At 40.4% G+C, this 17,616-nt stretch carries 18 protein-coding genes; 11 read left to right on the forward strand and 7 right to left on the reverse strand.

What is annotated here, in order from left to right; all coding sequences use genetic code 11:
- Nucleotides 1–4: 4 nt before the first annotated feature.
- From CLV48_RS12030 to CLV48_RS12045, 4 genes are all read left to right on the forward strand, one after another.
- On the forward strand, nt 5–1,597 hold the full coding sequence (locus tag CLV48_RS12030; RefSeq protein ID WP_106567532.1) for a nickel-dependent hydrogenase large subunit: 1,593 nt from the start codon (nt 5–7) through the stop codon (nt 1,595–1,597).
- Nucleotides 1,598–1,708: 111 nt separating this feature from the next.
- The gene (locus tag CLV48_RS12035; RefSeq protein ID WP_106567533.1) at nt 1,709–2,209 is read left to right on the forward strand and encodes a hydrogenase maturation protease; all 501 of its coding nucleotides are present in this window, start codon (nt 1,709–1,711) and stop codon (nt 2,207–2,209) included.
- Nucleotides 2,193–2,567 (forward strand): hypothetical protein, encoded by a 375-nt coding sequence (locus CLV48_RS12040; RefSeq protein ID WP_106567534.1) that lies wholly within the window; start codon nt 2,193–2,195, stop codon nt 2,565–2,567. The genes CLV48_RS12035 and CLV48_RS12040 overlap by 17 nt, the downstream gene beginning before the upstream one ends.
- A complete protein-coding gene (locus tag CLV48_RS12045) occupies nt 2,564–4,081 on the forward strand; it encodes a hypothetical protein (protein WP_106567535.1) in 1,518 nt (505 codons plus the stop codon). The genes CLV48_RS12040 and CLV48_RS12045 overlap by 4 nt, the downstream gene beginning before the upstream one ends.
- A gap of 42 nt (nt 4,082–4,123) precedes the next feature.
- Here the strand turns inward: CLV48_RS12045 and CLV48_RS12050 are convergent, their stop codons facing one another.
- Genes CLV48_RS12050 through CLV48_RS12060 form a run of 3 tightly spaced genes read right to left on the reverse strand, consistent with a single transcriptional unit; the run spans nt 4,124 to nt 7,169 of the window.
- Entirely contained in the window at nt 4,124–4,891 is a 768-nt protein-coding gene (locus CLV48_RS12050; protein ID WP_106567536.1) for an ABC transporter ATP-binding protein, read from the reverse strand.
- 1 nt (nt 4,892) lies between these two features.
- Nucleotides 4,893–5,924 carry a FecCD family ABC transporter permease gene (locus tag CLV48_RS12055; protein ID WP_106567537.1) on the reverse strand — a complete coding sequence of 344 codons (1,032 nt, stop codon included), beginning with the start codon at nt 5,922–5,924 and terminating at the stop codon, nt 4,893–4,895.
- A 3-nt stretch (nt 5,925–5,927) separates the two neighbouring features.
- Complete coding sequence (locus CLV48_RS12060) at nt 5,928–7,169, reverse strand: ABC transporter substrate-binding protein (RefSeq protein ID WP_106567538.1); 1,242 nt, start codon at nt 7,167–7,169, stop codon at nt 5,928–5,930.
- A gap of 171 nt (nt 7,170–7,340) precedes the next feature.
- Here CLV48_RS12060 and CLV48_RS12065 point away from each other — a divergent pair, with 171 nt between their 5' ends.
- The 3 genes from CLV48_RS12065 to CLV48_RS12075 all read left to right on the forward strand — a co-directional run bounded on the left by CLV48_RS12065 (nt 7,341) and on the right by CLV48_RS12075 (nt 10,112).
- Nucleotides 7,341–7,787, forward strand: a complete 447-nt coding sequence (locus tag CLV48_RS12065) for a DUF2721 domain-containing protein (RefSeq protein WP_106567539.1) — start codon at nt 7,341–7,343, stop codon at nt 7,785–7,787.
- Entirely contained in the window at nt 7,777–8,718 is a 942-nt protein-coding gene (locus CLV48_RS12070) for a glycerophosphodiester phosphodiesterase family protein (protein ID WP_106567540.1), read from the forward strand. The genes CLV48_RS12065 and CLV48_RS12070 overlap by 11 nt, the downstream gene beginning before the upstream one ends.
- 380 nt (nt 8,719–9,098) lie before the next feature.
- Entirely contained in the window at nt 9,099–10,112 is a 1,014-nt protein-coding gene (locus CLV48_RS12075; protein WP_106567541.1) for a threonine aldolase family protein, read from the forward strand.
- A 208-nt stretch (nt 10,113–10,320) separates the two neighbouring features.
- Here the strand turns inward: CLV48_RS12075 and CLV48_RS12080 are convergent, their stop codons facing one another.
- Complete coding sequence (locus CLV48_RS12080; RefSeq protein ID WP_106567542.1) at nt 10,321–10,575, reverse strand: Txe/YoeB family addiction module toxin; 255 nt, start codon at nt 10,573–10,575, stop codon at nt 10,321–10,323.
- Between the two features lie 17 nt (nt 10,576–10,592).
- A complete protein-coding gene (locus tag CLV48_RS12085; protein WP_106567543.1) occupies nt 10,593–10,844 on the reverse strand; it encodes a type II toxin-antitoxin system Phd/YefM family antitoxin in 252 nt (83 codons plus the stop codon).
- A 149-nt stretch (nt 10,845–10,993) separates the two neighbouring features.
- Between CLV48_RS12085 and CLV48_RS12090 the strand changes: the two genes are divergently transcribed.
- The gene (locus CLV48_RS12090) at nt 10,994–12,256 is read left to right on the forward strand and encodes a replication-associated recombination protein A (RefSeq protein ID WP_211299939.1); all 1,263 of its coding nucleotides are present in this window, start codon (nt 10,994–10,996) and stop codon (nt 12,254–12,256) included.
- Nucleotides 12,257–12,482: 226 nt separating this feature from the next.
- Entirely contained in the window at nt 12,483–12,887 is a 405-nt protein-coding gene (locus CLV48_RS12095) for a GxxExxY protein (RefSeq protein ID WP_106567545.1), read from the forward strand.
- A gap of 94 nt (nt 12,888–12,981) precedes the next feature.
- On the opposite strand, the gene CLV48_RS12100 is transcribed toward CLV48_RS12095, so the two are convergent.
- Both CLV48_RS12100 and CLV48_RS12105 read right to left on the reverse strand, forming a co-directional pair.
- The gene (locus CLV48_RS12100; protein WP_106567546.1) at nt 12,982–14,217 is read right to left on the reverse strand and encodes a hypothetical protein; all 1,236 of its coding nucleotides are present in this window, start codon (nt 14,215–14,217) and stop codon (nt 12,982–12,984) included.
- A 90-nt stretch (nt 14,218–14,307) separates the two neighbouring features.
- Nucleotides 14,308–15,039: a nitroreductase family protein gene (locus CLV48_RS12105; RefSeq protein WP_106567547.1), complete on the reverse strand. Its 732-nt coding sequence runs from the start codon at nt 15,037–15,039 to the stop codon at nt 14,308–14,310.
- 102 nt (nt 15,040–15,141) lie between these two features.
- Between CLV48_RS12105 and CLV48_RS12110 the strand changes: the two genes are divergently transcribed.
- Together CLV48_RS12110 and CLV48_RS12115 are read left to right on the forward strand one after the other, a co-directional pair.
- Nucleotides 15,142–16,629, forward strand: coding sequence for a DUF5687 family protein (locus CLV48_RS12110; RefSeq protein WP_106567548.1), 1,488 nt, complete (start codon nt 15,142–15,144; stop codon nt 16,627–16,629).
- Nucleotides 16,626–17,321: an ABC transporter ATP-binding protein gene (locus CLV48_RS12115; RefSeq protein WP_106567549.1), complete on the forward strand. Its 696-nt coding sequence runs from the start codon at nt 16,626–16,628 to the stop codon at nt 17,319–17,321. Before CLV48_RS12110 ends, CLV48_RS12115 begins: the two co-directional genes overlap by 4 nt.
- The last annotated feature ends 295 nt before the right edge of the window (nt 17,322–17,616 follow it).

Genomic DNA, 17,616 nt, shown 5'->3' on the forward strand with positions numbered 1-17,616 from the left:
AGTAATGTCAACATACAAAGAATTGAATATATCGCCAGTCGGACGTGTAGAAGGAGACTTGGACGTAAAAGTGTATATGGAAAACGGGGTAGTGACCAGAGCACATACCCAGGCAGCAATGTTCCGTGGTTTTGAACAAATCATGGCAGGAAAGGACCCTCAATCCGGACTTATTGTTACCCCAAGAATTTGTGGAATATGTGGTGGTTCACACCTTTATTGTGCTTCTTCTGCTTTGGATACTATTTGGAAGACCCAGCTCACTCCCAATGCTTTACTTTTGAGGGCAATTGGTCAAGCTGCTGAAACCATTCAAAGTATTCCAAGATGGTTCTATGCCATTTTTGCTACTGATATGGCCAATAAAAAGTTTGCCAATAAGCCGCTCTATGAAGAAGTGACCAAAAGATTTTCAGCCTATGTGGGCACTTCCTTTCAAATTGGCTTAACAGCTTCTGCTTTACCTGTAGAGGTCTATGCAATTTTCGGAGGACAATGGCCACATTCTTCTTACATGGTGCCAGGAGGAGTAATGTGTGCCCCGACCTTAAAAGACATCACTAGAGCACACGCTATTCTTAACCATTTTAGAAACAGGTGGTTGGAAACAACCTTCCTTGGCTGCTCTATTGAAAGGTATTTGCAAATAAAATCCTGGGATGATATGTTGGCATGGGTAGAGGAAAATGAAAGCCAAAGAAATAGTGATTTGGGACTGTTTATCAGGGCAGGTCTTGAATTTGGATTGGATAAATTTGGTCAGGGAGTAGGCAAGTTCATTGCTTATGGTACCTACTTGCATAAGGATAAATATAATTTCCCAACTATTGAGGCGAGGAATGAGGCAGTTATTTCGCCTGGAGGATTTTATGATGGATCTAAATTTCACAGCTTAAACCATCTGGATATTCAGGAACATGTCGACCATGCTTGGTACAAGCAAGTGCCACCAGCACATCCATGGGATGAACCTATTCCGACACCTGTACCCTCTCAGAATTTAGAAAATACAGACTTTTCTGGAAAATATAGCTGGTCCAAAGCACCTAGGTACATGGGTTTCGCTGCTGAAGCAGGGCCATTATCCAGGGTGATTATGGCAGGCAATCCTGATAATTTGGATCACCAAAACAGAGATCCTTTGTTTTTGGATATCATGGACAAATTGGGACCTTCTGTATTTACAAGAACTTTGGCAAGGCTGCACGAAGCGCCACGCCTATATGAATACCTTAATCAATGGCTGGGCCAGATTGACCTAGATGGAGAATTCTACATCAAGCCAGAGGAAAGAGATGGGAAAGGATGGGGAGCAACTGAAGCAGCCCGAGGTGCTTTGGCACATTGGGTGGAGATCAAAAATGGGGTGATTGAAAACTATCAGGTGATGGCACCGACCACATGGAATGTGGGACCAAATGATGGTCAGGGAAATCCTGGTCCTATTGAAGCTGCGCTTGAAGGAACTGAAATCGAAGATCCGCATGATCCTGTTGAAGTGGGTATGGTCGCCAGGTCCTTTGACAGCTGTCTGGTATGTACGGTTCATGCCCATGATGGAAAGAGTGGAAAAGAATTGACCAAGTTTAAATTGTAAAACCTTCCTCAGTTAAAAAGTGGAATCCTGGATAGGTTTCCACTTTTTTATTGGCATTACCGATCCCCTAATGTGTCAAGGGATTTTCCACCAAATTGATCCGCTAAAAACATGAAAAAAACTGCCATTCTCGGCTTTGGTAATCCTGTGAGAAGTGATGATGCTGTAGGCTGTGAGGTGATTCGCTTATTAAAAGAAAAGTTGGATCCAGTTCCTGAAATCCTTACGATTATTGATATGGGGACTTCTGCCTTTGAGGTTTTATTTTCCCTTAAGCATCATGACAGGATATTGCTCATAGATGGAGTTATTAATTCTGGACAAGAAGACGGGAGTCTTTTTAAATTGCCTGCAGAGGAGATTCAAGCTGCTATACAAGATGATCCTATGGTATTTCTTCATAGTCTCAAGTGGGACCAAGCCCTCTCTTATGCCAAAAAAATTATGCAGAATGATTTCCCTAAGGATAACATCACAGTGTACTTGGTCTCTATTACAGATACCAGGTTAAGCGTTGGCATGTCAGCCATCATTCAACAATCTGCGTACCATCTGGCCAATAAAATTATTGATGACTTAGAACTCTTTGAAAACAATGGAAAGGGCCTTTGATTTCAATCAAAATATTCCACAGCAATCCAAAATACTGGATACTCCTGTTCAGCTTCATAATCTACATTTGATTATTCAACATGAATTGGCGAATCGGCTTATTGGGGAGGAAATGCAGGCATATGCGGCAATGATGCCCGAAGCAAAAAAAATACTTTTGACAAAAGCCAGTAATATTGCATTTAAGGCAAAGTATAAACCCATCATGCTATTTGTCAAACAAAAAAATACTCATGGGGATAAATCAATTTCCTTACAGGAATTTTTCGCTGATCACCCTGATTTATCTCAAGATAATCAGGCACTGAAATTCAGTTTTGAAGATAAAGAAGCTATTTTAGAAATACATATTATATGATTAAGATATTCTGCCACATTGGCTTATGGGAAGAAATAAAGGATGCTGTTTATTTCGGTTTTCAACTTCAAGATTGGATTGCTTTTGCGGATATAGAGACAATGAAGCCATCAGCCTCTGCTAACCACTTAATCGTGGATAAAGGTTATATTATCCTGCCGGTAGATTGGCAAAATGCAATGCCTCCTTATCTGCTTCCCGAGAAAATTTTATTCAATGAAAAGGTACTTTTGGCCTTGGTCATGATAAGATTGGGAGAATTTGAGAAATCCTTACAACTTATTTCATTTTCTCCTACACTAAAAGCTGAATTTCAAATTATAATTGATTTGATGGAAGGTGGTGAAATAGACCCTCAACTACTTTCTGTAGAGACTTATCAGGAATTTGATGATTATAGACTAATGCATAATCATGCAGTGATAAGACATTATGGCCATGTGACAAATCCCTCCAAAGTAGACTATTACTACCAGGAAGCTACGATGTCCGCTCCAACTGAGGAATATGCTGCATTTTCAGCATTTCATTATTTCAATTATCTGTTTGATGAAGGAAGATTTTCCGAAGCTGAAGGACAGTTGAGAAGAATCCAAACAGCAGAAGTTTCCCAGGAAGGAAAAATGAAAATCCAGGCAGCATTGGCCCATTTATCCACACAATTGTTAAGCCCTCCTTATGATAAAGAAGGACTGACAACCCTGAAAGATAAGTTGTGGCAATGCCTTACCTACTATGAGATTCATGGGTTTAAAGTAGAAGAAGCACAATGTCTTTTGGACGCTGGTTTGATAGCAAACTTTTCTGAAAGTTTTGCTGAGGCACTGGGTTATTATACCAAAGCAGTCAAACTTTTTCAAGAAGAGGGCATGGAAGAATTTGCCTACCAAGCCTTGTTGCAAAAGGCGAGATTGCTAACTATTTGGGCTCAAAAAGGTAACCCTCAGTTCTTTAAACCAGCCATGGAAGCCTATCAGCAGGCCAGTAGATTTTTCACTAAGGAATATTTTCCAGTGGCTTATGCAGAAATTCAAGAAAGCTTAGGGATCATTTATTCAGAAATCCCTGATGAAGTGAAAAAGAAAAGTGTGTGGGCGGCAGTTTCTGCCTCATCATTTGCAGAGGCATTGACCATTTTCACAAAAGAAGACTTTCCTTACGATTATGCGAGAGTTTGTAGCCATTATGGCAATGCCTTGATGAAATACCCACAAGCAGTAAGATCAGATAATTTTGTAAAAGCACTAAGCTATTTTCAAGAGGCTTTGGCTGTCAGGGATGCAGAAAATTTTCCGGTTGAAAGAAGTATCACAATCCTGAATTTCTTAGAAGCTTCTTGGTATGCCGATAATTCTAATGATGAAAATAATCCTGGCAGGCTTTATGAGATGCAGTTGAGGATCGACGAATTGATAGCTATTAATGCAGGTGAAGAATTTGTACAGGAGGCCAAGCTGCATCAAGAAAAATTGAACCAACTTAAAAGCATAATTGCAGAAGAAGGAAAAAGTTAGTGGGATGCAAGTGTTTTTTATGGCCTAACAAAGTCAATGCCCCTAATTCTTTCGAGGCAATACCATCTTTTTCTCTGCAATAGTCTCCAAGGTGCACATGGGACCATAAATCTGTTGCAGTACCTGTTCAGTCATTACTTCTTTTGGGGGGCCATCGGCAATCAACCGCTTATTGTCCAGTATGAGTACTCTGTCACAAAACCAAAGAACGTGATTGGGATCATGGGTACATACCAATACCGACTTTCCTTCTTTTTTTAACTGTAATAATATATGCCATATCAGCAACTGATTTTTAAAATCCAGTGAGGAAGTGGGTTCATCTAGCAACATTAACGTGGTCTGTTGGGCCAGTGCCCTGGCAATTAATACCATTTGCCGCTGCCCACCACTAAGCTGATTAAATGGTTTATCAGCCAAACCCTCCAAGGAAAGGGCTTGTAATGCTTCTTCTGCCTTTAGGTAATGATCATCGGATATTTTGAAATAATTGGAGATATGGACAGTCCTTCCCATGAGGACCATTTCTCTGACCAAATATGGGAATGTTATGGGGTGATCCTGTGGTACATAGGCAATTTTTTTTGCAATTTCCGAAATCTTATATAGGTTTTTTTCTTTTCCCTCAAATGAAATGCTACCGCTTTTTGCATGCAGAAAACCCATTATACATTTAAAAAGTGTTGACTTTCCGCTACCATTAATTCCCAAAATAGCGCAGAGTTCCCCTTCATTTAAGGTAAAACTGACATCCTGAAAAACAGGTTGGCTGTCGTATTGAAAACCCAGTTGATCGACCTTTAGTAACATGTTATACAATTTTGGTTCTCAGTAAATAAATGAGATATGGAGCACCTAGGATGGAAGTAAGGATGCCAATAGGGATCTCCCCTGTGACTATATTTCTGGCCAGGGTATCACAAAAAAGTAAAAAAAGAGTGCCAATCAATGCGGATAAGGGAATTACAAAACGGTTATCAGGACCTATGATCATTCTTGCTGCATGAGGAACCATCAAACCCACCCATGCGATTATCCCTACATAGGCTACCGATAGGGATGTTAAAACTGTGGCACAAAGGATTAGGATGACTTTATTTTTTTTAGGGTCGACGCCTAAGCTTTTGGCTTCTTCATCTCCTATTGAAATTATATTTAGTTTCCAAGCTAAAAACCAAACGAATCCAGATACAGGAATGATTATTGGAGCCAAAAGATATATTTCATTCCAACCACTGTGGTAAAATCCTCCCAAAAGCCAAAACACAATTTCCCTCAGTGCCGAGTCATTGGATATGTACTTTAAAATTGAGACCAAAGAGGAAAAGAAAGAACCTATAACGACCCCTGCTAGAATCAAGGATAAAGTTTGAATCTGACCCCTGATGACTCCCAGGGACAAAGTCAACAAGACTGTTAGTCCCGCAAAAAGGAAAGCGGATATTGGAATTGAATAAAAGATGGCCGGAAAAACGATGGCCATTGAAGCACCAAAAGCTGCACCGCTGGACACTCCTAGGATGTAAGGCTCTACCAAAGGGTTCCTAAAACAAGATTGGAAGATGTTTCCGGAAATGGATAAGGCGGTGCCTACCAAAGCCGCTAAAATTATTCTTGGCATTCGGATTTCCCAAACGATCAACCTTGCCAATTTTTCCCTTTCAAAGTCTGAAAATTGTTGACTTTTGATCTGAAAAATTGCTTGAAACACTTCCCTCACTGATAAGTCATATGGTCCTATGCTCAGAGAAATCAAGCTTGTCAATACCACCATAAGCACCAAGAGAAAAAGTAATAATTTCTTCCGTTTATTGTTTTTTTTGGGAGCAATTACTTTTAGCATGAATTAAAACTGGTTAATTGTCCAATCTAGCCATTGAGCGCTTCTTAATTTTATCGCCATTTCCCGGTCTACATGATAGATTTGTTGATAGAAGTCTAAAACCCATTCATGAATTTGAATGTCTGCAAAAGCTTCGGGGTGAGCACTTTTGGCAATCATCATAACCTCTATAGGGTATTCTAGCCTTTTGGAACAATTACATGGTGTCCATGGGAGGGCGATGACATTTTTTTCCCGGACTGCCCTAAGATTTTGTAATCGGGAATAGTATGGCGCTTCATAAATTTCTTCTGGTGGATGATATCCTGTGGCGGTGTGTAAAATTATTACATCAGGATCTAAAGCTAAAATCTGTTCTTCGCTAAGCATCAAGGAGGCAGATCTTCCGCCTTTTCCCCGAATGGCATTTTTAGCATGAATAATTTGCTCGATGAAATACCCTTCCATAGTGTCTGTGCCCCTTGTAACACCTGCACTTCCACTTTCCCTTGCTATTGGAGATAATCCAAGCATAAGAACATTGGGCTTTTCATCTTTCCGAAATCCGGAAGTTCGATTTTTGATGTTGTGAACGGTTTCATTTAGAAAAGTTATCAGATGGATTGCTTCTTCTTTTTTGTCAAATAAATCACCTAATAGTTGGATTTCTTGGTTTAACATATCCAGATTTGGCGGATCATAAGAAGTGGTGCCTCTCAAAACCACTACAGGAATGCCTAATGATTCCAGCATGGATAAAACCTGCTTATTTTTGGGATCATCCAAATTATTGAGCGTGCAGCATCCTTCTCTAAGAATCACAAGGTCTGGTTTTAAAGTAACCATTTGCTCCAATTGAAGTGGCATTCCTGACCAGGCTATTAAAGGTAGCTCGGCAATTTCTGGATAAAGCATACGAACGGGATTCATGCCATCAGTATACCGGTATGTCTTATTTTTTCCAGGGATGTCATATGTGAAATTTTGTTGTATGCATCTTGATCCCAATGCGATAACTTTGTCTAGTTCCCCAAAACTCCCTAGTACTGATTCTATCATCCCATCACTGACGGTGATGACTCGCTGAGGGAATTTTGGAACATTCACCAATACATTCCTCATATCAGTGATTGTTCTTAGTCTTTCCTTTCCACTGCTGTTGTTTATCTTATCAGCGCTTTGACCACAGGACCCGAAAAAAAGAACAATCCATAACAATATTAAGTTGATTAAACTGAATTTGTCGATAGGTTTAATCTTAAGCATTTAAAGTCGTATTTTCGTATTAATTCGCCCAATGATAAATTAGGCTTAAACTAATCATTCGGATCTGATAATTCACCATTACCAATTAGTAAAAAATTTCTAGATTCAAATCAGGATTGATGGGATTAGCTTTAATCTTATTAATTTAAGAAAGTCACATCACCTTAATTTATGGAACTCCAACTCTCCACACCCGCTTTGCTTTTTTCGGCCATCACTCTGATGATGCTTGCCTTTACCAATCGATTTTTGGCCATTGCCAATCTGATACGGGGACTTCATAAAAAATACCTCGAAAACCCGGAAGAAAACATCATCATTGAGCAAATTCACAACCTGAAAAGGCGATTGAGCATGATCAAGTACATGCAGCTTTGCGGAGTCTTGAGTTTCCTGCTCTGTGTGATTTGTATGTACCTGATTTTCATTGAAGCCCAAGAAGCGGCCAATTATGTATTTATTGGGAGCATGTTGGCTTTGTTGGTTTCCTTAGGTATTTCATTGATCGAAATATTGATTTCAACCAAAGCCTTAAATTTGGAAATTCAGGATATGGAAGAACTTTTTCAAAAGCGTTCCTCTGGATTCTGGTTCAAAAAAGAAAAAAATGATGAATAAGATTTATGGATTTTTGATGCTGTTGCTGGTTTTTTCCTGTAAAAATGGGGGTTCAGATAGTCAAAATACAGCACCTGATATTGATGAACTGAATGGGATACTGGTTACCTCAATAGCAGAGGCCAAGGATTTTTACTCCTGGACTTCTGATAGGATATCAATGGTTTCTGCACATAGGGGAGGACCTTATCCGGGTTATCCGGAAAATTCCATTGAGGCGTTCGAAAATACATTAAGGCACACTCCTTCCATCATCGAATTTGATGTGGCACTGACCAAGGATTCGGTCTTGGTTTTGATGCATGACAATACTTTAGACAGAACTACTTCTGGGAAAGGAAAGGTAATTGATCATACTTTTGAAGAAATCAGGGAATTATTCCTGGTGGATAAAGAAGGCCATCAGACAAATTTCCGCATACCTACTTTTGAGGAAGCATTGGCATGGGGAAAAGGAAAAACCTTATTCACTGTGGATATCAAAAGAGAAGTTCCTTTTGAAATGGTCGTGGATGTTATCAAGAAGTATAATGCCGAACCCTACGCTGCGGTGATAACCTACAGTGTAGAGGCAGCAAAGAAAATGCACAGATTGCACCCTGAACTGATGTTATCCGTGACTATCAGAAATGAGGAAGAACTTCAGCGGTTTGAGGAGTCGGGTATCCCAGTGGACCGTTGGATTGCCTTTACCGGCACTTCCGAGCGTCCGAAGGAATTCAATGAATTGCTCCATGAGAAAGGTGTTTTCACTATTCTTGGGGTTTTGGGCAACCTGGACCGCAGTGCGATTGCCCGCGGGGACCAAATCTATGCGGAATTTGTTGAGAATGGTGCTGATATCCTTGCCACAGACAGGCCAATCGAGGCTGCAGAGGCCATTGCGGACTTGATTCCCGGGAATAGTTCTAAGTTGAAGTATTTTAGGTAAGAAGCAAGAACTTAGATGCTAGACACAAGACTTATGACATAAGATTTTGAACAATTAAGGAGTTGAGGGATTCATTAAGAGCCAAGGTAAAAGAGGACCGAGCGTAAATAAAAGCTTTAGTAAAGCTTTTTAGCGAGGGGCCAGGTTGCAGCGCGTGGAAAAGCCGGATTTCGAAAGTGTGATTTTGGAAATAATTAAGGATAAAGGAAGATGGAAAGCGAGAGATCAGGTTTAAGTGTGGTTTCGAATGGCGGTCGACGGGAAGCTCCAGATCTCAAATCTTGCATCTTATGTCTTATGTCTAAGATTTTTAGTCTTTATATTTACCATTTGCGGAAAAGTCTAGCATCTCGCTTCTCGCATCTAATCTCTTAAAAAATATGATTATCGATTTACGTTCAGATACCGTGACCAAGCCTACCAAAGGCATGTTGGAGGCCATGTGGTCTGCCCAAGTGGGCGATGATGTCTTTGGAGAAGACCCAACCGTCAATGCTTTAGAACAAAAGTTGGCGGACATGTTCGGGATGGAAGCAGGGCTTTTCTGCCCCTCCGGCACCATGACCAATCAGATAGCCATCAAGCTGCATACCGGCCCGCAAAAGGAAGTGATCTGCCACAAATATTCCCATATCTACCTCTATGAGGCTGGAGGTATTATGGCCAATGCCCATGCATCGGTCAAACTCCTGGAAGGCGTATATGGTAAAATCACTGCCCAGGATGTTGCGGACAACATCAGTGCAGATGATGTACATGCCTGTGAAACTACACTTGTCTCCCTTGAAAACACCATGAACAAGGGTGGAGGTAGTATTTATACTTTGGATGAGGTAAAGCCGATTAAAACCCTTTGTGAAAAACATGGCATCAAACTCCACCTAGACGGTGCCAGACTTTTCAATGCCTTAGTGGCAAGCGGTGAAAGTGCCAAAGATTGGGGAGCGCAATTTGATACCATTTCCATTTGCTTGAGCAAGGGTTTGGGTTGTCCCATTGGTTCTGTGCTTTTGGGATCCAAGGCTGACATCAAGAGGGCGAGAAAAATCAGAAAGTCTTTTGGCGGAGGCATGCGGCAGGCCGGTTATTTGGCTGCAGCTGCCATCTATGCCCTTGACCATCATGTGGATCGTCTGGCTGAAGACCATGACAGAGCAAAGGCCATGGGACTCATGCTGGAAAAACACCCCCTTGTGTCAGAGGTTTTCCCTGTGGTGACCAATATCGTGATCGCAAGATTGCAGGACATTAGTCCGGAAGTTTTCCTTTCCAAATTAGCAGACAAGGGCATCAAGTCCGTGAAGTTCGGTAAAGACCAGGTCCGTTTTGTGACACATCTGGATTTTAATGATGAAATGCTAGAGTTATTCGGGGAGAGGGTAAAGGAGATATAGTAGAAATCGGAGCGTAGCGCAGATCCCGAGAGCTTTAGCGATTCGGGATAGGCCTCGAAAAATGTATAGTTGATATTGGTTGATATTTATTTTATGATATTGGATATTAGTCTCAAAATCAATATCCATGAATATCTAATCAACCTTGTAGCATAAGGCTTTCACATAGTGTTTATATTTTGTTTATGCAGATTTCAAATCATACTTCCTAATAGTGATACCGGCATTGAAGGATATAAATTGAGTCATGCTCGACTCTATAAACCAACCTGTGTTCTAGATTGATCCTTCGTGACCACCAACCTGAAAGGTTATGTTTGTGGGGTTCTGGTTTTCCTGTCCCCTCAAATGGTGTTCTTATGGATTCTTTGATCAACTCATTGATTTTTTTGAGGGTTTTTCTGTCATGCTGTTGCCAAAAAAGATAATCTTCCCATCCGGTGCTTAAAAAAATGATTTTCATGGTGAAAGAGATACTTATTATTCAAAAAGATTTTTTTCTTCTCCCAAGCCTTCTTCAAATTCTTCTATTCCTCTCAAAAGTCGCTCAGCGTTTTTAGGGCTCTTTAACAAATAAAATGTTTCCTGCATGCTCTCATAGTCCGTCTTGGACATTACCACTACGTCTTCGCCATTGGCCCTTGTAACAAAAAGTGGAGACCTGTCATGGAATACTTTATCCAAAAAGCTTTTGAGATGTTGCCTGAAATTTGAGTAAGTTGTGATTTCCATGATTGTTCTTTTTTACAAATTTAAGCAATTTGACTTATTGTACAAAAAGCTGTACAAATTAGTAGCTTGCTGTTTTCTAATTTTATGGATAGTCTTTCCAATTACCGTCTTATTACTAATTTGCATCTTCAAAATTTCCCGGACAAATGATGGACAGCACCCCTTTGGCAGAACGCATGCGGCCTTCCCGATTGGAAGAGCTGATAGGACAGGAACACCTGACGGCCCCGACGGCATTTTTGTACAAGGCCATCAAGTCAGGCAATGTGCCTTCCCTGATCTTTTGGGGACCTCCCGGGGTGGGTAAAACTACCATCGCCAACATCATTGCCAATGAAATCAAAGTCCCTTTCTATACCCTTTCTGCCATTAGTTCAGGAGTAAAGGATATCAGAGAAGTCATTGAGAAAGCCAAATACCAAAGGGGTGCAGTACTCTTCATCGACGAGATCCACCGCTTCAATAAATCCCAGCAGGATGCCCTCTTAGGGGCCGTGGAAAAAGGGGTTATCCGTCTGATCGGTGCCACCACCGAAAACCCCTCCTTCGAAGTCAATGCGGCTTTACTTTCCAGGTGTCAGGTCTATACCCTGAATTCCTTGGGTAAGCATGAACTTGAGGCCATGTTGCAGCAGGCCATGGAAAAGGATGTGGAGTTGAAGAAAAAGCGTATAGAACTCCAGGAAACGGAAGCGCTGCTCAGGATGTCTGGAGGGGATGGCAGAAAGCTCCTCAATTTGTTTGAAATCGTCATCAATGGGATCAATGAAGACCCATGTGTCATCACCAATGAAAAGGTCGTTCAGATCGCCCAGCAGAAAATTGCACTATACGACAAATCCGGAGAGCAGCATTACGACATCATCTCTGCCTTTATCAAGTCTATCCGGGGTTCTGACCCGAATGCTGCTGTGTATTGGTTGGCCAGAATGATAGAAGGAGGGGAGGATGTGAAATTTATAGCCAGGAGACTGGTAATCTTGGCCTCAGAAGACATAGGCAACGCCAATCCCAATGCCCTTTTGTTGGCCACTAATTGTTTCGAAGCTGTAAAGGTAATAGGTTATCCTGAGTCAAGAATTATCCTGTCCCAATGTGTGACTTACCTTGCCTCCTCTCCTAAAAGCAATGCATCCTACATGGCCATCAATCGTGCCCAGGCCTTGGTCAAGGAAACGGGTGATCTGCCGGTTCCCTTACACCTGCGCAATGCCCCTACCAAGCTGATGAAGGACCTGAATTATGGAAAAGAGTACAAATATGCCCATGATTATGAGCAGAATTTTGTCGCGCAGGAATTTTTGCCTGATGCTATCAAAAACACCAAGCTTTATGAGCCAGGGAACAATGCCAGGGAAAATGAACTAAAGAGGTTTTTGGGGGATAGGTGGAAGGGGAAGTATGGGTATTAAGTGGAATTTTCACCATTAAGGAGTTAAGATATTAAAGAATTTCATTGAGAATATATTATGAGAGCATAAAAAGCTCATCAAAGGCGGATTTATTGACAAAAGGGGGCTTATTATGACTATTACTTACTATTAAACATGATAGCAATTAAACATATCCGATTATATCCGATTAGGAATTTTAAGATGGCTGAAACTAGGATAACTTTATTCCAAAGTTGTTTTAGCTATGTATAAAAAAATGATTACCCAAATGTCATATGATGTGCTTGGTTGCGCAATTAATGTACATAGGGAAGTGGGCCCAGGTCTTTTGGAAAGTGTTTATCAAAAATGCCTAATCCATGAATTGAAATCAAAGGGTTTTAAGGTTATGCAACAAGTGAAAGCACCATTATTCTATAAAGACCTTAGGCTTGAAGTAGAATTAAAAGCAGATATAATAGTTAATGAATCAGTCATTATTGAGTTGAAGACTGTTGATTGTCTTTTGCCTGTTCATGAGGCCCAAATATTAACATATATGAGGCTCTTGAAAATTCCACAAGGGTTATTGATGAATTTTTATTCAGACAACCTTTCTAAAAACAAAATACCCTTGGTAAATGAATATTTCAAGGCATTGCCTGAGTAAAATCTTAATGAACCCCTTATTCCCTTAACTCCTTAATGGTTTAACACTTCCGATATTCGCCTTTCGAAATCCAACTTGAACTTTTTTTTACCAATTAGAAAGACCTGAACTCCTCAATTTTTTCAATTTTTTGCCTCAGGTCACTGATATTGATGCTGTCTTTGATACCGTTGTCCCGGGTAGATTTTTTGTCTTTCAGGTTTTTGCTGATGCGTTCATAAACCTGTTTGGGGGTCTCTTCAGTACCACCTGCCTTTCTTCCTTTGATGATGCCATTGTTATTTGCCAGATCAAGAGCTTCAAGTACCCTGGTATGGTAGCTATCTGCAATTTCGAAGAAATTGTCATAGTACATGATAAACCTCTTTGACAAGTCAGCCAAGGTACCCATGTGGGTGCTGAAGTTTTTTAACTCAGTTTCGCGTTGGAGCAAATTTGAGTAATTGATTTCACCCCTATTGTTTTTATACCTATTCTCAATCCTCGTCAGATAAAGTTGCACATAATCATAGGAAAAACCGTTTAGAACACGGTTAAAATAAGCATCGATGGTTTCGTTATTGAATCTATCAGGGACTTGGTAACCTAACTTTGGAGCTTCTTTTTTAAGCCTTGACATCAATTCCAGCTGAAGGTTTTCAAGAAGTAAAATCCTATCGTTATAGGAGGACTGATTGGCTGCATTGGCTTTGTCTAAGGCAGCGAAATAGGTGAGGTACTTGTTCAGTTCTGTTTCAAATCGGTTCAATTTCTGGAAATCCGGTTTCTTTTCGGTCATCAGGGAACTGTATGCAACATTCAAAAGGGAATTGGAAGCGGATACAGCTTGAGAAACAAATGGGATTCCGGCAGCGATCGGACTGGCAATAACGGAATTGGTGATTTCCAGAAAGCGGTCCATCTTGGACTTGCTCTCAAATATTCCAATTCTTTTTACGGATTCCATGATTACTTCCTCAAATGAAAAACCCAATGGCCCTCCTTCAATGGATCCCAACGAATTGATGAAACCCTGATAATCCTGATCCGTCATCCTGGACTTTAGATTGATGATGTCATCACTAAGTTTTTTATAGATTTGGGTCGAATGAAGAATGCTTGATTTTAGGTTGGTCCATCTTGTCTCATCTGAAATATTTTTGTCACGGATCAGGTCATTCAAAGCCATGTTGGTGATTTCCAAGCTGCCTGATAGATTTTCATTGTAGTTTTTAAGCGTTTCAATTTCTTTTTCAAGCCGTTTGATTTTCAAAGAATCGGCTTCAATTTGTGAAAATGAAGCATGGATGAAGGCGATTATCAATCCTGCTGTCAAAATTACCTTTTTCATAGGTTATAGGGGGATTAAGCTTTTTTGTTGCAATCACAAAAATCAAGCAAGAATTTTAATTTTTTACAGACTGCCTTCAATTATTTTTATTTATTTAAGGAAAATCACTTCTTCATTCGGTAGCCTAAACCTATCGCCATATATTCCATCTGGCAGTCCTTTGCCGCAACCAATGATCATATTTATTTCTGCCCCTGAAGGTAAGCCAAGCAGTTTTTTTACCCTTTTGGAATCAAAGCCTTCCATGGGGCAGGTATCATAGCCCTCAGCTTTCATAGCATACATAAAAGTCATCGCGGCCAATGCAGCACTTTTGTGGACAGATATCCTCACATCAGCATTAGAAACCTGACGGACCATAGGGCGCTTCAGTCCCACTAACCATGCAATGATCTGCTTGATGGTAGACCAGAAAAGTATCTTTGCATAAAGTTTAGGGACAAGGTTGGTATAATAGGATAGTGCCCTTTTTAACTTTTTGGGTTCTGCATCCTTATAACAATCACGAATGTATGCCTCATTGGCTTTGGCACGGGATTTCCAAAGGTCCCTTCTCGTCACTATGACCACCAGCTCACGGGCAGTGGTGGCAGCTTTTTGTCCCATGCATAATTGGGCAAGTTTAGCTTTGTTGGGCGAAGTTTCAGGCATCCGGTAGAATTCCCAAAGCTGCATGTTGCTGCTATTTGGGGCTAAAGTAGAAGCTTCTAGGCATTTTTGTACAATATGGTGGTCGAAAGCCTCTTTTGGGTCAAAGATTCTGACTGATCTACGCTCCTGCACGACTTGAAAAAAATCCTTTATATCCGTTTTTTCGATCATTTGGTCAATAATTCAGGGTTCATCTAATTTCTGAAATTTCTTTTAGTTATATTCAAAGCTCAAAAATAAGTTTTTATCCTATAACCACATCGCATTCTTATTATGATCCTTAGTCTGCTTAAGTTGGAGTTATTGAAGACCATGCGCTCAACCTCTTTTGCAAAAAGCGCATTAGTAGCCATTTTTCTGGCATTTTTGGCAGTAATACTGCTTTCTTATGTGCTTTTGTTGGGTGTCTTTTTAAAAGAGATCATTGAAGAGGGTTTTGATAGCTCAGATGCCTATGTTACCTTGAGTGGAGCCCTGATTTATTTTTACCTTTTTGAGTTCATGTACCGGTATTTTGTACAAAAGCTTCCGGTAATGGAATTGCAGAGTTTCCTGCACCTGCCTTTGAAAAAAAGCAGGATCATTCAGTTCCTGTTGGGAAGGAGTTTCGTGTCTCCTTTGACATTGATTGCTCCGCTTTTATTTGCGCCATTTGCTTTTAAGGAAATTGCACCAAGATTCGGCGATCTGGCAGCTTGGTCCTGGTTAGGCTCCGTTGTGATGAGCAGTTGGTCACTTCATTGGCTGATGCTTTGGTTCAAACAAAAGTTTGAAGACAGTCTGATCGGTTTAGGGGTGGTGTTTTTAGTACTTTTATTGGGTGCTGGGTCTAATTATTACGGTTGGTTCAATTTAGGGGCTTTGATGAAACCTATCTTTGATTGGTCTCTGACTTCTGTTTTTCCACCGATTATCATGACATTGGTTTTTCTGATCCTGTACAGATTGGCCTATACATATTATTACCGTAATGCCTATCTGGAGGATTTGGTAGAAGAAGAGGAGGCAAGATTTCTCAATCATAGTCTTGGAATTTTCAAGCGTTTTGGATTGGCCGGTGAATTGGCCAACCTGGAATGGAAACTGATCATCCGGCACAAAAAGAGCAGGACATACCTTACCTTGGCAGGTTTCTTCCTGCTTTATGGATTGATCTTTTATACCAATCCCCAATACAAGACAGAGGATGGGTTCAGTCATCTTTTTGTTTTTGTGGGCTCATTTATCACCGGCATCTTCATGTTACAGTATGGGCAGCTTTTCCTAAGTTGGAATTCCTCCAATTTCGATTTCTTCCTTAATCGAAAAGGTGGGGTAGAAGCGTTGGTGAAAGGAAAATACCTGTTGTTTGTGGCTACTTCGATTCTATGCTATATCATTTCAGTGCCCTATGTGTATTTCGGGTGGGATATATTGCTCATCCATACAGCAGCTTTCCTTTTCAATATAGGTGTAGTCATGCATTTAGTGGTATACCTTGCCCTTTGGAAACCCAAACCCATGGACCTGAATAAAGGGGCCATGTTCAATTATGAGGGTGTTGGTATCGCTCAATTTTTAATGATCATCCCCATGATGGTAGCACCTTATTTGATTTACCTGCCATTTGCGCTTTTGGTCAGTCAATATGCGGGATTGCTTGCCTTAGCCGTTGTAGGTACGGTAGGCGTGATAGCCTTTCCTTATTTGTCTGATCTGTCGGTCCAGCGAGTTTTATCCAATAAATATCAGATTTCATCATCTTTTAGACAAGAATTATGATCAGTATCAATTATCTCAGAAAACAATACAAAGACATTGTTGTCCTCGATGTAGAGCATTTGGAAATTCCTAAGAAGGAGTGTTTTGGCCTTGTAGGAAATAACGGTGCAGGAAAGACAACCCTTTTCAGGATCATGTTGGATTTGGTGCGGGCTACAGAAGGCCAGGTACTTCTTGATGGGATAAATGTTGCCAAAAATGAAGATTGGAAATCCAGGGTCGGGGCCTTCTTGGACGAGCACATGTTGCTCTCTTATCTGACTCCGGATGAATATTTCGAAACACTGAGAAAAATCTACGTGCTTTCGGAGGAGGATTTAAAGTTGCACTTGGAGAAATTCGAAGAACTTTTCAATGGGGAAATTATCGGTAAAAAGAAATATATCAGGGACCTGTCCAAAGGTAATCTCAAAAAAGTGGGAATTGCGGCAGCAATGATGGGTAATCCTGAAGTAGTCATGTTGGACGAACCTTTTGAAAACCTTGATCCAAGTTCTCAGGTGAGGTTAAAAAAGCTCATTCTTCAAGAAAAGGAAATATCCCAGGTCACTTTTCTGATTTCCAGCCATGACCTCAACCATGTGACGGAAATCTGTGACAGAATTGTATTATTGGAGAAGGGGAAAATTATAAGGGATCTTCGTGAAAAATCAGAGATGGTAGAGGAGTTGAATGCTTATTTTGGCACTTAAGAATTTTGGCAAGCCTATTTTGGCTGTTGATATATACTTTAAATACAACGATGAACAAAACAAATGATTTTACTGCGAATCTTCTAAAGAAGAAAAACAAAAAATCCCTGTAATCTCAACAATTACAGGGATTTTTTGGTGGTGGAGCTGGCGGGATTTGAACCTTTGATTTTTATAATTGCTCAATTTTACATAAAGTGCTTTATTTTAGCTTTTTATTGTGTTTTTTGTAATTTGTTGTAAATTTATGTTAACCTTTGTAATACATAATTTGCACCAGTAATTGCACCAGTAA

The organism is Cecembia rubra (genome assembly GCF_003014575.1).
GTDB lineage: Bacteria > Bacteroidota > Bacteroidia > Cytophagales > Cyclobacteriaceae > Cecembia_A > Cecembia_A rubra.

Bases quoted from the DNA above. Each gene is read 5' to 3' on its own strand.
- CLV48_RS12030 (WP_106567532.1), top strand. From the start codon at position 5: ATGTCAACATACAAAGAATTGAATATATCGCCAGTCGGACGTGTAGAA.
- CLV48_RS12035 (WP_106567533.1), top strand. From the start codon at position 1,709: ATGAAAAAAACTGCCATTCTCGGCTTTGGTAATCCTGTGAGAAGTGAT.
- CLV48_RS12040 (WP_106567534.1), top strand. From the start codon at position 2,193: ATGGAAAGGGCCTTTGATTTCAATCAAAATATTCCACAGCAATCCAAA.
- CLV48_RS12045 (WP_106567535.1), top strand. From the start codon at position 2,564: ATGATTAAGATATTCTGCCACATTGGCTTATGGGAAGAAATAAAGGAT.
- CLV48_RS12050 (WP_106567536.1), bottom strand. From the start codon at position 4,891: ATGTTACTAAAGGTCGATCAACTGGGTTTTCAATACGACAGCCAACCT.
- CLV48_RS12055 (WP_106567537.1), bottom strand. From the start codon at position 5,924: ATGCTAAAAGTAATTGCTCCCAAAAAAAACAATAAACGGAAGAAATTA.
- CLV48_RS12060 (WP_106567538.1), bottom strand. From the start codon at position 7,169: ATGCTTAAGATTAAACCTATCGACAAATTCAGTTTAATCAACTTAATA.
- CLV48_RS12065 (WP_106567539.1), top strand. From the start codon at position 7,341: ATGGAACTCCAACTCTCCACACCCGCTTTGCTTTTTTCGGCCATCACT.
- CLV48_RS12070 (WP_106567540.1), top strand. From the start codon at position 7,777: ATGATGAATAAGATTTATGGATTTTTGATGCTGTTGCTGGTTTTTTCC.
- CLV48_RS12075 (WP_106567541.1), top strand. From the start codon at position 9,099: ATGATTATCGATTTACGTTCAGATACCGTGACCAAGCCTACCAAAGGC.
- CLV48_RS12080 (WP_106567542.1), bottom strand. From the start codon at position 10,575: ATGAAAATCATTTTTTTAAGCACCGGATGGGAAGATTATCTTTTTTGG.
- CLV48_RS12085 (WP_106567543.1), bottom strand. From the start codon at position 10,844: ATGGAAATCACAACTTACTCAAATTTCAGGCAACATCTCAAAAGCTTT.
- CLV48_RS12090 (WP_211299939.1), top strand. From the start codon at position 10,994: ATGGACAGCACCCCTTTGGCAGAACGCATGCGGCCTTCCCGATTGGAA.
- CLV48_RS12095 (WP_106567545.1), top strand. From the start codon at position 12,483: ATGTATAAAAAAATGATTACCCAAATGTCATATGATGTGCTTGGTTGC.
- CLV48_RS12100 (WP_106567546.1), bottom strand. From the start codon at position 14,217: ATGAAAAAGGTAATTTTGACAGCAGGATTGATAATCGCCTTCATCCAT.
- CLV48_RS12105 (WP_106567547.1), bottom strand. From the start codon at position 15,039: ATGATCGAAAAAACGGATATAAAGGATTTTTTTCAAGTCGTGCAGGAG.
- CLV48_RS12110 (WP_106567548.1), top strand. From the start codon at position 15,142: ATGATCCTTAGTCTGCTTAAGTTGGAGTTATTGAAGACCATGCGCTCA.
- CLV48_RS12115 (WP_106567549.1), top strand. From the start codon at position 16,626: ATGATCAGTATCAATTATCTCAGAAAACAATACAAAGACATTGTTGTC.